Annotated in this window: 7 protein-coding genes; 6 read left to right on the forward strand and 1 reads right to left on the reverse strand. The window is 63.2% G+C overall.

Annotated elements, in window-relative coordinates; genetic code table 11:
• Positions 1-229: 229 nt before the first annotated feature.
• Positions 230-1,582: a tetratricopeptide repeat protein gene (locus RGV33_RS21585; protein WP_322146045.1), complete on the forward strand. Its 1,353-nt coding sequence runs from the start codon at positions 230-232 to the stop codon at positions 1,580-1,582.
• A gap of 762 nt (positions 1,583-2,344) precedes the next feature.
• Here RGV33_RS21585 and RGV33_RS21590 read toward each other — a convergent pair.
• A complete protein-coding gene (locus tag RGV33_RS21590) occupies positions 2,345-3,337 on the reverse strand; it encodes a P1 family peptidase (protein ID WP_322146046.1) in 993 nt (330 codons plus the stop codon).
• Between the two features lie 306 nt (positions 3,338-3,643).
• Here RGV33_RS21590 and RGV33_RS21595 point away from each other — a divergent pair, with 306 nt between their 5' ends.
• From RGV33_RS21595 to RGV33_RS21615, 5 genes are all read left to right on the forward strand, one after another.
• A complete protein-coding gene (locus tag RGV33_RS21595) occupies positions 3,644-6,082 on the forward strand; it encodes a TonB-dependent receptor (RefSeq protein WP_322146047.1) in 2,439 nt (812 codons plus the stop codon).
• Between the two features lie 58 nt (positions 6,083-6,140).
• Positions 6,141-7,484: an LLM class flavin-dependent oxidoreductase gene (locus tag RGV33_RS21600; RefSeq protein ID WP_322146048.1), complete on the forward strand. Its 1,344-nt coding sequence runs from the start codon at positions 6,141-6,143 to the stop codon at positions 7,482-7,484.
• Between the two features lie 27 nt (positions 7,485-7,511).
• Complete coding sequence (locus RGV33_RS21605; protein WP_322146049.1) at positions 7,512-8,504, forward strand: LLM class flavin-dependent oxidoreductase; 993 nt, start codon at positions 7,512-7,514, stop codon at positions 8,502-8,504.
• Complete coding sequence (locus RGV33_RS21610) at positions 8,494-9,636, forward strand: LLM class flavin-dependent oxidoreductase (protein WP_322146050.1); 1,143 nt, start codon at positions 8,494-8,496, stop codon at positions 9,634-9,636. The genes RGV33_RS21605 and RGV33_RS21610 overlap by 11 nt, the downstream gene beginning before the upstream one ends.
• A 143-nt stretch (positions 9,637-9,779) precedes the next feature.
• Complete coding sequence (locus RGV33_RS21615) at positions 9,780-13,250, forward strand: hypothetical protein (protein WP_322146051.1); 3,471 nt, start codon at positions 9,780-9,782, stop codon at positions 13,248-13,250.
• Positions 13,251-13,467 lie beyond the last annotated feature (217 nt).

A 13,467-nucleotide genomic window follows, 5' to 3' on the forward strand; every position in this document is an offset into this window, starting at 1 on the left:
TCCTTGGCTAAGGTTTTGTCAGGGATTTAGCAAGGGCTGTGCCATGGGCGGATGGGCTGGGATTTGCGGTGCGCGTGGGCCGTGGCAGTGATGAAAAAACCACAGTGGCCAGGCCGAGTGTGCAAAAAGCAACAGCGGCTCGCGGCCCGCCTGCTGTAAACACAAGGCCTTGCTGGCTGGCACAAGGTTTGCCCCTGTAACGTCCTCTGAACCCACGAGCGTGAACCGCATGTCACTGGATTACCTGGGCAACCCCATCGATACCCTCAACCCCGCCACCCGTCAGGGCCTGGATGACTTCGTCGGTGGTTTCCTCGGCTATCAGCCCCGTGCCGAAGGCATTCTCGCGGCGGCCGATGCCGACCCGGACTCCGCGCTGGCCAACGGGTTTGCCGGCTTGCTGTTGATGTTTATCGAGTCGCCCGAAGGCCCCGCACTGGCCGAGAAATACCGCCGGCGCGCGGCTGCGGTTAACTCGCAACATCCCCGGTCGCTGCTGTATCTGGAGTTGCTGCAGGCCTGGATCCGCGATGAGCTGGATGAGGCGCTGCGCCTCAGTGAATACCTGCTGGACCGTTATCCACGAGACTTGTTTGCCGCCAAGCTCAACCAGTACCTGGAGTTCAACCGGGGTAACTGGCCGGCGCTGCTGCGCATCGGCCTCAAGGCCACGGCGGGTGCGCCGGATATCGCCCACAGTCACGGCTTGCTGGCGTTTGCTTATGAGCAGTGTCATCTGCTGGAAGAAGCCGAAGCCAGCGCACGAGAGGCCTTGCGTTTGCAGGCGTCGGAGCCATGGGCGCATCACGCGCTGGCCCATGTGATGCTGACGCAGGGGCGCATCGAGGAAGGTATCGGGTTTCTGGAGGGCGTGAAGCATCACTGGGACGGGTTGAACTCGTTTATGTACACCCATAACTGGTGGCACCTGGCGTTGTTTTATCTGGCCCGTGGTGAGGATCAGCGGGTGCTGGAGATTTATGACCGGCATGTGTGGGGGATCCTGCCGGAGTACTCGCAGGACCAGGTGGGGGCGGTATCGTTGCTGGCGCGCCTGGAATTGGCCGGGATTGATGTGGGTGAGCGCTGGCAGGCGTTGGCGCCTTACCTGCAGCGGCGGGTTGCGGATGCGGTGCAGCCGTTTTTGAGTGTGCAGTATTTGTATGGGTTGGCCCGGGCGGGCAAGCCTGAGGCGGATCAGTTGCTGGCGGCGTTGCGGCGCCACAGCCTTGATGCGCGGCCAGTGTGGGGGGAAGTCAGCTTGCCGCTGGCAGAGGGGTTGTTGGCGCACGCCCGGGGGGATGCACAGCGGGCGCTGGAGCAGTTGGGGATTGCGCTGCCACGGTTGAACGAGATTGGCGGCAGTCATGCCCAGCGGGATTTGTTTGCGCAGGTGGAGCTGGATGCGCGGTTGCGGGTTGGGGATTGGCTCGGGGCGCAGCAAACGCTGGAATTGCGCCGACGGTATGACGGGCTGGATGTGCCTACGAATCGGGCTTTGGTGGTGGTGTATGAGGCTTTGGGGTTGCCTGAGCAGGCGCTACGGGCGCGGGCGCGGATTGGGGGTATATCCGTTATTTAGGTGATGGCTGATATGGGTTCCGCTCTTACAGCGGCTCACTTTTGAACAGCGCAAAAGTAAGCAAAACGCTCTTGCCCCACCACTCGGCACCTCGCTTAGGCTCGGTGTGCCCTCACTCCGGCTTTGGACCGTGGGCCGCCGTCATGGGCCATCCCTGGCCCAGGACGGCTAACCCGGCGTCCTGCCGGGTTACCCACGCTCCAAAGCCTGCGTTCGGCCAGCGTGGTTGACGGGGCGCCTAAGATCAAGATCACAAGCAGATCAAGAACACAGCGGCCTACAGGCCGGCTTGAGTGTTAAAAGCAACAGCAGAATCAAAGGCGGGCACGGTTCAAATGTAGGAGCTGGCTTGCCTGCGATGGCATCGCCTCTGTGTATCTGAAAGACCGAGTTGCCTGCATCGCCGGCAAGCCAGCTCCTACAGCTTTTGCTCTGGCTTTTAACACTCAGGTCGGCTTTCAGGCCGCCGTGCCATTGATCTTGCTGTTGATCTTGATCTGACTGCCCCATTCAGCCCGAGGCCGAACGCAGGGATTGAGGAGCGGGTAAACCGGCAGGACGCCGGTTTAGCCGCGACGGGCCAGGGACGGGCCGTCGCGGCGGCCCGCGGAGCAATTCCGGAGTGAGGGAACACCGAGCCTAAGCGAGGTGCCGACAGGCGGGGCAGAGCGTTTTGGTTACTTTTGCGCTTTTCAAAAGTGACCCGCTGTAAGAGCGGAACCAATAGCCGCCGTTACCTAAATAACGGATATACACCCAACCCTAACCCCGCGCAGCAAACACCCCCCGAGCAATCGACCGGGCCACACAATCAGCCGCCGCCGACCCAATCCGCCCAATTTCCACCTGCCGCCGAGGCCCATCCGTCACCTCCACCGCCCCCGAGGCCAACGCAAACACCGTATCCCCATCAAACGGCAAATGCGCCGGCCGCACCGCGCGGGCAATCCCGTCCTGGGCCATAATCGCCACCCGCTTGCACTCGGCAACCGTCAACCGCGCCGTACTCGCCACCACGACCAGCGTGGTATTGGCCCCCGCTTGCAGGCGCCCCATGGAATCCAGCCGCGACAACTCCGGCATCGGATCACTGCAATCCATCTCCGTCACCGGCCGCGCCCCACCAAACTCCCCCGCCACCTCCCAAGGCCAGGCCCAGAACGTTTCACCATCAGGCATGTAGACCGACCCAATCGGGTTGGCCACGACCAAGGCGGCCACGACCAACCCGTCGCCCAGATCCAGGGACGCCGTACCCAGCCCACCTTTCAAAACCCCAGCCATCGCCCCACGCCCAGCCCCGACAGAACCCAGCTCAAAGTCCGCACCGGCATTGGCCAATGCCTCGAACCCCAACCGCCGATACGGCGGCTCCAGGCCCCAATCCTTGTCACCGCCATTTGCCAAATCATGCAACACCGCCGCCGGCACAATAGGAATCGCCGGCGCACCCGGTTTCAAATGCAGCCCAACCTGGTCCTGGGACAACTTCGCCGCCACCGCATCCGCGGCCCCCAGGCCAAACACCGAACCTCCGGCAAACACCAGGGCGTGAAGCTGTCCGACCATGTTCTCCGGCTCCAGCGCCGCGGTTTCACGACCGCCCGGGCCACCGCCGCGAATGTCGATACTGGCCGTCCAGAAACCATCGGGGCGGATCACCGTAACGCCGGTATCGGCGTGCAGGTCTGTAGCGTGGCCAACCTCAAGGCCGGGAATATCAGTGAGGGCGTTACGCGGGCCGGGTCTAGGCATACAGAAAAGCTTCCTTGGGTTCAGGTATGCCGTGGGAAGAGCAAGGGCTGTGCCAAGGAGACGCTCCCCAGCCCCACAGTACGCCGGATAACTCGCGCAAAAATCCGCTGCACAAAAACCAACAGCCTGCCCTCGCGCCTGTTAGAAAAACACCAACCATTGCCCCAGCCGCCTGGCAACTCCTTGTTATCCAAGTCTTTTCAGCGATGGCACAGCCTTTGCTCTCCTGCCTCCACCAGAGCTTGAACTCAACAAGCCGACCTCGAACAAGGCTCGTCGCCTAACCACACTGGAGTGCTGCACATCATGAATTCATCACGCGCCGCAGGCCGCCGCCAACCCGGCAAGGCCTTCGCCCATACCCTGTTGTTCCTCGCCGTGTGCGAGGCCGCCAGCTACAGCAGCCTGACCCTCGCCGCCGACGCACCGGCCAGCGACAACCCCCTGGACACCGTCGTGGTGATCGGCAACCGCGGTCAGGCCCGCACCTTGGCCGAGAGCCCGGCACCGGTGGATGTGATTTCCTCAAAGCAACTGCTCGCCACCGGCCAGGGCGACCTGACCCGCGCCTTGAGCAAGGTGCTGCCGTCGCTCAACCAGCCAGCCTCGTCGGGCTTCGGTTCGACCTCCATCGTGCGCCCCATCAGCCTGCGCGGCCTGAACGGCGACCAGGTGCTGGTGCTGGTCAACGGCAAGCGCCGCCACAACAGCGCGCTGCTGAACAACGCCACCTCCCTTAACTCCGGCTCGCAACCGGTGGACCTGGACATGATCCCCACCGCCCTGGTGGATCACATCGAAGTATTGCGTGACGGTGCCTCGGCGCAGTATGGGTCGGACGCCATCGGCGGCGTGATCAACATCGTGCTCAAGCAAACCGACCACGGCGGCAGTGTGTCCACCACCTACGGCCAGAACTATGAAAACGGCGACGGCGAAACCGTGCGCCAGACTGGCAACGTTGGCCTCGCGCTGCCCAATGACGGCTTTATCAACCTCGCTCTGGACGTGAAAAAACAGAACGTCTCGGACCGTTCCGACGCAGCGCCGTACACCGACAGCGCCGGCAATACCAGCCAGCGCCACACCTACTACGGCACCGGCTTGCCCGAGGCCAAGAACTTCAGCCTGGGTTACAACGCCGAGTTGCCGGTGAGTGATGACCTGACCCTGTATTCGTTCTCTACCTACACCCACCGCAACTCGGAAAAACCCCTGGCCTTCCACCAGCCGGGCAGTTTCAACGGTATCCAGACGCCCTACCCCGAAGGTATCGAAGACAACCTGCGCTTCATTGAAAATGACTTCCAGGTGGCCGCCGGCGGCAAAGGCAAAGTTGCCGACTGGGACTATGACTTGTCCACCACCTATGGCCAGGACCATGCCCAAGCCACGCTTACCGACACCTACAACCTGAGCTACGGACCGAATTCGCCGACCTCGGTGGACACCGGCGTAAAAACCTTCAGCCAGTGGACCAACAACCTCGACCTGACCCGCGCGTTTGACCTTGGGCTGTACAAGCCGACGCAGATTTCCTGGGGCCTGGAACAGCGCTACGAGAGCTACAAGATCGGCAAGGGCGACCTCGCCTCCTACGCCAGCGGCCCGTTTGATGTCGGAGCCAACGGCGCGCCGATTGCCCCCGGGACCATCTCCGGTGCCGGTACCACCCCGGCCGACGCCGCCGAAAAAGGCCGCACCAGCGTTGCCGGCTATGGCGAGATAGGCCAGGACTTTACCGACAAATGGCACGTGGACCTCGCCGGGCGCTACGAGCACTACAACGATGGCTCGGGCACCACCACCAACGGCAAGTTCTCCACCCGCTACCAGCTGACACCGATCCTGGCCGTGCGCGGTACCTTCAGCACCGGGTTCCGTGCGCCGTCTTTGGCCCAGCAGATCTACAGCTCCACCTCGCAAACCAGCGTCAACGGCCAGCTGTTCGACTACCGCAACGTCGCGGTGAATTCCGACGTGGCCAAGGCGCTGGGCGCGACCACCCTCAAGCCTGAAAAGTCGACCAACTACAGCCTCGGGCTGACCCTGCAACCCACCGACAACACCAACATCACCCTGGATGCCTACCAGATCGTGATCAAGGACCGCATCGCCCAGACCGGCTACCTGGGCGGCACCCCGCAAATCAGCGCGATCCTCGCCGCAGCCGGGCTCAACCCGAACCAGGCGGTGACCTACTTCACCAACGCCCTCGACACCACCACCCGTGGCGTCGACCTGGTGGGCGACTACCGCCAGGACATCGGTGCCTATGGCAACCTGAAATACAGCGCAGGGTTCAACTGGAACACCACCCAGATCGACTCGATCCACGCCTCGGCCGTGGCCGCCCAGGCCCTCGGCCCGGACGGTGGCTATGACCGCCAGCGCCAGGGCAACCTCAAGTACGGCTTGCCGCAATCCAAACTGCTGCTGGGCACCACCTGGGCCTACAACAAACTTGAAACCAGCCTGAACCTCACCCGCTACGGCTCCTACACCGAGTACGGCACCGCCGAGATCTACGACCGCAGCTTCTCGCCAACCTGGATCACCGACCTGAACATCGACTACCACCTGACCAAGGCCGTGACCCTGAATGCCGGCGCGAACAACCTGTTCAACAAGTACCCGAAACGCACCGACCTGGTGAGCAGCTCCGGCGGCTTCCCGTACGGCACCTTTTCGCCTTACGGCACCACCGGTGGCTACTGGTACACCGGCGTGACGTACAACTTCTGACCCAGCCCGCGGGGCCGGCTCACCAGCCCCGCGCCTGACCTTTTACGGGAGCCTGTCCATGACACGACGTACCGATCAACTCAAACTGGGGGCCTTCCTGGCCAACAGCGGCCACCACGTATCCGCCTGGCGCCACCCGCTGGCACAGGCCGATGCCAGCCTGGATTTCGAGCACTTCAAACACATCGCGCAAACCGCCGAGCGGGGCAAATTCGACGCCCTGTTCGTTGCCGATGTGGTCGCACTGTGGGGGCATCATCATGACGCCCTGAGCCGCACCGCCCGCGCCGAACACTTCGAACCCTTGACCCTGATGGCCGCGCTGGCAGCCGTCACGCGCAATATCGGCCTGATCGCCACCGCCACCACCAGCTACAACGAGCCGTACCATATCGCCCGCAAGTTCGCCTCCCTCGACCACCTGTCCAAAGGTCGCGCGGCCTGGAACCTGGTGACCTCGGTGGTCTCGGATGAAGCCTGGAACTTCGGCCGCGAAACCCATATCGACCATGGCGACCGCTACCAGCGTGCCGAAGAATTCCACGATGTGGTCAAGGGCCTGTGGGACAGCTGGGACGACGACGCCTTCACCCGCGACAAGGCCAGCGGGGAATATTTCGACCCGGCCAAACTGCACACCCTGAACCATCGCGGCGAACATTTTTCCGTACGCGGCCCACTTAACGTCGCTCGCCCGCCCCAAGGCCATCCGGTGCTGGTACAGGCCGGTGCGTCGGAACCGGGCAAGGCACTCGCTGCCCGTGTCGCCGAACTGATTTTTGCGGTCAACCATGACCTGCCCGGTGCCCAGGCGTTCTATCAAGACATCAAGCAACGCGCCACTGCGTTTGGCCGTGACCCCGACCACATCAAGATCCTGCCCGGCGTCACCCCGTTTATCGGTGAAACCCGCGAACAGGCCCAGGCGCTGTTCGACGAGTTCCAGGCCTTGGTAGACCCGGTGCTGGGCCTGCGTTTCCTGGCCGACACCTTGGGTGATGACATCGACCTGTCGGGCCATGACCTCGACGGCCCGCTGCCGGAAACCCCGGTGGGCCAGCGCGGCAGCCGTCGTGACAAACTGCTGGAACTGGCCCGCAGCCAGAACCTGAGCATTCGCCAGCTGTACCTGCACCTGACCGCCGGCAACCCGGTGATCGGCACCGCCGAAGACATCGCCGACTTCTTCGAGCAGTGGTTCGAGGCCCGTGCCTGCGACGGGTTTAATGTGTTCTTCCCGTACTTCCCGGGTGCCATCGACCTGTTTGTCGACCAGGTGATTCCACTGCTGCAGCAACGCGGGTTGTTCCGCACTGAATACGAAGGCACCACCCTGCGCGAAAGCCTCGGACTGCCGCGCCCCAGCAACCGTTTTACCCAAGGGAGGACGAGAGTAGGATGACCAAGTTCTTCGACATGGAGCCCGTGTATGCCCCTTGAATTCAGTTGGTTGATGCCCCTGTGTACGCCCGACTGGGCGGCGCAGCCGGGGCAGTGGATTCAGCTGGCCCAGGCCGTGGAATACGCCGGCATCGACGGCCTGTGGATCCCCGGCGGCGCGCTGTGCGCCGACAGCCTGGGGGTAGCGGCGGCGCTGTGCGCGCATACCCGGCGGGTGCAATTGTCGGTGAGCGTGCCGCCGGAAGTCATGCTGCCGGCCGCCCTGGCCACCACCCTGCAAAGCCTGCAATCGATCAGCAGCCACCGGGTACGCTTGCACTTGCCCGACGGCGAACAAGGCAGCCTGCGCAGCGCGTTTGGCGAATGGCTGAACCGCGACCAACGCAGCGAACGTATCGGCGAGTACCTGGAGATCCTCCAGCAGTTGCTGGCACCGAATGACGGCGGCCTGGATTATCAAGGCCGCTATTTCCAACTGGAAAACGCCGGCGTCGCCCGCCGCGAACTGCCCGCGCCGCCCCTGGTGCTGGACGACAGCCAAAGCCATGCGCTGGTGGCCGGACACGCCCAGGTCTGCTTGTTGCGGCCCGGGCATCCACAGTGGCTGGCCCAGGAAATACAACGCTGGCACCAGCACCAACCGAGCCTGGCCTTTGCCTGTACCTTCGGCCTGATCATCGGCGACAGCGAGGACCTGGCCTGGGAAACCGCCGCCGCCCTGCTGCCGGCCCGGCACGTGCCCCGCCCCGGCGTCGCCACCGTGCCCCGCGACCGTCATCCGCTGCGCCAGTGGGAGGTCCACCCTAACCTTTTGCAATTGCATCCCGGCCAACCGCTGATCCTGGTGGGCACGCCCCATCAAATCGCCACGCGCCTGCAGGAACTGCACGGCCTGGGCCTTGGCCACATCATCCTGCAAGGCGGCCCGGCGGTCAGCGAGGTGCTGCGCTTCGGCGAACAAGTCCTGCCGCTGCTTTTTCAACACGGCCTGCGCAAGGAGCGCCTGCACCATGAACACTGAGGTTCGCCCACCGATCCAGCTCGACTGGTTCCTGCCCACCAATGGCGACGGCCGCCATCTCACCAGCAGCGGCTTGCCCAAGGTCGGGCTGTTCCAGCAAGGCGAACGCGCACCGACCCTCGACTACCTGCGCCAGATCGTGCGGGCCACCGAACAGGCGGGATTCGACGGGATCATGGTGCCCACCGCCAGCGGTTTCGAAGACCCGTGGCTGATTACCGCGGTGCTCGCCCAGGAAGTGCGGCGGCTGAAATTCCTCCTCACCTTGCGCCCCGGCATGGAGCTGCCCGCCTACACGGCCCACCGCGCAGCGACCTTGCAGCTGCTCAGCGAGAATCGCCTGGCGTTGCATGTGGTGACGGGATCCAGCCGTTTTGAGCAGCGTTCGTTGGGGGACTTTCTCGAACACGATGAGCGTTATGCGCGTACTGCGGAGTTTTTGCAGGTGTTCCAGGCAGTGTGGGCCGCAGAGCAGCCAACGCACCCGGGGCGTTACTACCGCAGTGGCATCAGCACGCCCGTTGCGCCGGGCGCGCAAGTGCCGGCGATCTATTTTGGGGGGGCATCGGAGGCGGCTGAACAGGTCGGTGCCGCCCATGGGCAAACTTACCTGATGTGGTGTGAACCACCAATGATGATCGCCGAACGTATTTTGCGCATGCGCGAACTGGCCGCCGCCCGGGACCGCACCTTGCGCTTTGGCCTGCGCCTGCACCTCTTCGCCGATCGCACGGACGAAGCGGCCTGGGCGCATGTTGAGCGGCTGTTGGAGGAGATACCCAAGGACGCCATCGACCAGGCTCAACGGCAAATGGCCAGGTACGAGTCGGTGGGCCAGAACCGCCAGACCGAGTTGATGAAAGGCCGTGGACGCGGCGCGCGCGAGCTGGAGGTTTCAGCCAACCTGTGGGCCGGAGTGGGCCTGGTGCGTGGCGGCGCCGGCACTGCGCTGGTGGGCAGTTATGAGCGGGTGGCGGAGCGAATCGAGGAGTACCACCAGTTGGGGGTGGACAGCTTTATCCTGTCGGGTTTCCCGCACCTGGAAGAGTCGATTCATATGGGCGCCGAGCTGTTGCCGCTGTTGCGCAGGATTGGCGCCGCCGGGCGCGCCGCCGAGGTGGGCCGGGCGTGAGGTCACGGGTACTTCGGTACCCGCTTGGGCCACCGCGTTTCACACCTGTGAAAGCTTGTGACTTGTTGCCAACAAACCCGTTTCAACCCCCAGCCAGCCCCTAGTATCGAGTCCTCGTGCGCCCCTTCACATGGACTGAACCAATGATCACCCGTCCCGAAAAACCCGCCTCCCCCCGCATCGCCCCACCCAACGCGCCCGAGCGCGCCTTCGACGCAGTCCTGAACAAAGCCAGAATCCTTGCCAGTAGCGGCCCGGGCGACAAAACCGTCAAGCCCGAGGACTACAAGCAAGTCACCGCCCTGGCGGCCAAGCTCGACATCGATACGCTCAAGGTCATCGGCGAAGACAAGGACGCCGGGGTGATCTACTTCGAACAGGACGGTGCCAAATACAAGATCAGCGCCGAGGGGGCGGCCAACGCCCAGGACGGTTTCGACGTGTTGAAAAACCTGCGCTTCGGGCATGCCGTGGCCCCCGTCAACCAGGGTGGCCCCAACGAAGGCACCCCGCTCTACACCTTCCTCCAGACCTTGGCCGAAACCCGGGGCACCCCGGCCGGCAAGGCGATTCGCGAAAGCCTGAAAAACCCCGACCAGCAACTGCTGCGCGAGGACGGCGACGGTGTGCGCCTGGCCAATATCAAATCGGTAGGCAAGGCCGAGGACGGCATCCTCAAGGTCAGCCTGGAAAACGGCAAGACCCTGGTCATCTCCGAACTGCTCACGCCGCAGGCGTTCAGCACCTACACCCAGGCCGGGGTAACCAAGCAGGCCTTGAATGACGGCAAGACCAAGGGGTATGAAGCAGTCACCAGCCTGCCTGGAGACCTGGATTTCAGTCAGTTGAAAGTCGTGTCCGAAGACACTGCTGCCGGGGTGATCCTGTTCGAACACCAGGGCCACAAGTACGCGATCAGCAAGTCCGAAGCCGACCTGCCGCAACCCGGCGCCGACCTCGGCAACCCCAACCCAAACGCCGGCGGCACCTTCTACAACTTCCTGCATGCCGTGCACGCCAGTGAAGGCTCGCAGGCCTTCGACTACATCAAGAACGCCCAGTCCCTGCCCGGCCAGGAACTGCTGCGCAAGGACGAGGCCAGCTTGAAGCTGGGCGACATCAGCAAGGTCGACGCGCCCATGGACGCGATCCTGGTGGTCAACCAGGCCGACGGTAAACTGCTGGTGGTGTCCAAGGACATCACCCCTGAGGCCTTCGCCGCCTACACCACCAAGGGCCAAACCCTGGCCGGTATCGAAAAGGCCAAGGGCGACGGCTACACCCTCGCCGCCCCGGACGCGTACCTGGCCTCCACTGAAGACATCATGAGTGTGGGCGGTGCCGGTGATTATGGCCCCGGCCTGATCGCCTTCACCCAGCACAAGCCCGGCGGCAGCGAAGAGAAAATCGTGGTCTCGGAAGACAGCAACCCGCAGATGTTCGAACAGATTTGCGGCTACCGCAGCGACATCGCAGCGCAGACCACCGACGTCGACAAGCTGCGCACCGACAACGGCCTGCCGCCCCTCAAGGACGTGTCTGTCGACAACCTGACCACCACCGAGAAAGACGAAAGCGGCAACCCGCTCTCGGTACAGGACCTGTCGATGAAAACCCTGGTGGACAGCTACCGCGCCGGGGTCAAGGACGGCAGCATCGGCAAGGACGACCCGCGCGCCAAGTTCCTGCGGGCGGTGGAAGCCAAGAGCATGGCCGACAATGGCATGTCGATCATTCCCGAGCACGGTTTTGGCAACCAGGGCATTGCCACCACGCCCATCGACGTGACCTCGCGGGATGTGCGCGACAACATCTTCGACACCAAGGCCATCGACCAGACCATCAACGACCTGCTCGGCGACTCGACCATCCAGCACGACATCAAGGCCAATCACGACGCGGCCCTGGGCAAGGTCGACGGCGGCCAGGCCAAGGTCGATGAGACCAAACAGAAGCTGATCGACAGCACCTCCTCGGAGAACTTCACCCGGTACATCAAGTCCCTGCAAGACAGTGGCAAGACCGAACTGGCAACCCAGGAAATCCAGACCGCCTACACCGCCCTGGCGGATATCGACCCGGCCAAGGCCGACAACTTCCTGCAAAACCTGCAAATCGACGGCTACACCGACGCCGTTGAAAAGCTGATGGACGACCCCACCAAGATCTCTGACGACAACACTGCGCTGGCCACCACCGACAACACCATGGCGATCCTGTCGATGCTCAAGGGCAGCGCCGACGGCCTGCCGCGCCAGGCACTGGGGGTGTATTCGAAGTTCGTCGACCAACTGCTCAAGGACAAAAATGCCGCCGCCGACTTCGGCAAGGCGATGATTTCCCTCGGCGACACCTGGCAAAAGAACGGCGTGATCAGCTTCAGTGACATCGACAAGGCCGTGAGCAAGGAGATCATGCCGGGCCTCAGCGAAGAGAACCGCAGTGCCTTCACGAAGAACCTCAACTTCCTCAAGGACAACGGCGTACTCGGCTCGGTAGGCGGCGCGATCGGCATGGGCCGTATCGTCTACCAACTGGCCGGGCAAGGCGGCAAGCTGGCGGATACGCCGATGAAACGCCTGGGCATCGCCAATGACTTCCTGGGCTTCTTGGGCACCGGCTCGCACTTCGCCACGCTGGGCTTGAAGGTCTACGACAAGTTGCGCGGCACCAACGCCTACAAACTGATGGGCTTCGACCGCTCCCTGCCCGACCTGTGGGCCAAGCCCGGCGAGGGTTACCACGCCCTGCCCAAGGACGCCGAGGCGATACAGAAGAAATACTTCGACATCGTCGACCAGGCCATGGACGACGGCAAGGACGTGGGCAAGGCGCTCAACAGCGGTGGCTGGAGCGACGAAGGCGCGAAGAAGGTCCAGGAAGGTATCGAAAAAGGCATTGCCAGCCGTGGCGGCGTGGCGGGCGCAGGTTTCGGCGCGAAGTTCGCCAGCAGCGCGATCAAAGTGATCGGCATGGCCACCGACGTGGCGGGCGGCGTGATCAGCGTGGTCCAGGCGGCGTTCACCTTGCGTGATGGTGTGCGCGAGAAAGACCCGGTGAAAATCGCCTCGGGTTCACTGTCCATGGCCGGTGGTGTCAGCAGCCTGGTGGGCGCCGCGGGCGGCGTACTGGGCACGCTGGGAGTGACCGGGCGAATCATCCCGTTCCTGGGGCCGGTAGGCTTCTTGATTTCGGGCGCGCTGTCGTTTGTCGGGGCGATTCTGAGCACCGTGCAGTCGCACAAACTGCACAAGATCTCGATGCAGAACTGGAACCAGATCCAGGACTTCAAGCAGGAAGGGTTGCTCAAGCCCAACGGGGATGAGGCATATGTGTGGTTGCAGACCTACCTGTCTGACTGGGGCCAACGGGATGCGCCACAGGACCAGAGCATTTTTGATTTTCGCAAGGAAGAATGGGACGCGCGCTCGAGCATTCGTGGGGGCGATCATCGGCGCGATCACCCGGACTTTATCGGGGATGGAAATAACAATAATTCGGAGGACTACAAGTACTCGCTCAAACCGTCGGAATGGACCAACGAGAACCACGACATCATCTGGCGGGTGGGGGATGGGTATGGGGGTGAATACCACGATGTGGACAAGCCCTGACCTAAGCTACTGACACCTGGAAGATAGAATGTCCCAGTGCAATGGCTGTGGTGAGCGGGGCTGCTGTGGTGGGTGGGGCCGCTTTGGTGAGCCGGCTGCTGTGGTGAGCCGGGCTGTTGTGGTGAGCCGGGCCGCTGTGGTGAGCCGGGCTGTTGTGGTGAGCGGGCTTGCCCCGCGCTGGGCTGCGAAGCAGCCCCATCAAGAACAACGCATGTCT

The organism is Pseudomonas sp. Bout1 (assembly GCF_034314165.1).
GTDB lineage: Bacteria > Pseudomonadota > Gammaproteobacteria > Pseudomonadales > Pseudomonadaceae > Aquipseudomonas.

What these genes read in the sequence shown, in the direction of transcription:
- RGV33_RS21585 (WP_322146045.1), top strand. Translation starts at nt 230, where the DNA reads ATGTCACTGGATTACCTGGGCAACCCCATCGATACCCTCAACCCCGCC.
- RGV33_RS21605 (WP_322146049.1), top strand. Translation starts at nt 7,512, where the DNA reads ATGCCCCTTGAATTCAGTTGGTTGATGCCCCTGTGTACGCCCGACTGG.
- RGV33_RS21590 (WP_322146046.1), bottom strand. Translation starts at nt 3,337, where the DNA reads ATGCCTAGACCCGGCCCGCGTAACGCCCTCACTGATATTCCCGGCCTT.
- RGV33_RS21610 (WP_322146050.1), top strand. Translation starts at nt 8,494, where the DNA reads ATGAACACTGAGGTTCGCCCACCGATCCAGCTCGACTGGTTCCTGCCC.
- RGV33_RS21600 (WP_322146048.1), top strand. Translation starts at nt 6,141, where the DNA reads ATGACACGACGTACCGATCAACTCAAACTGGGGGCCTTCCTGGCCAAC.
- RGV33_RS21595 (WP_322146047.1), top strand. Translation starts at nt 3,644, where the DNA reads ATGAATTCATCACGCGCCGCAGGCCGCCGCCAACCCGGCAAGGCCTTC.
- RGV33_RS21615 (WP_322146051.1), top strand. Translation starts at nt 9,780, where the DNA reads ATGATCACCCGTCCCGAAAAACCCGCCTCCCCCCGCATCGCCCCACCC.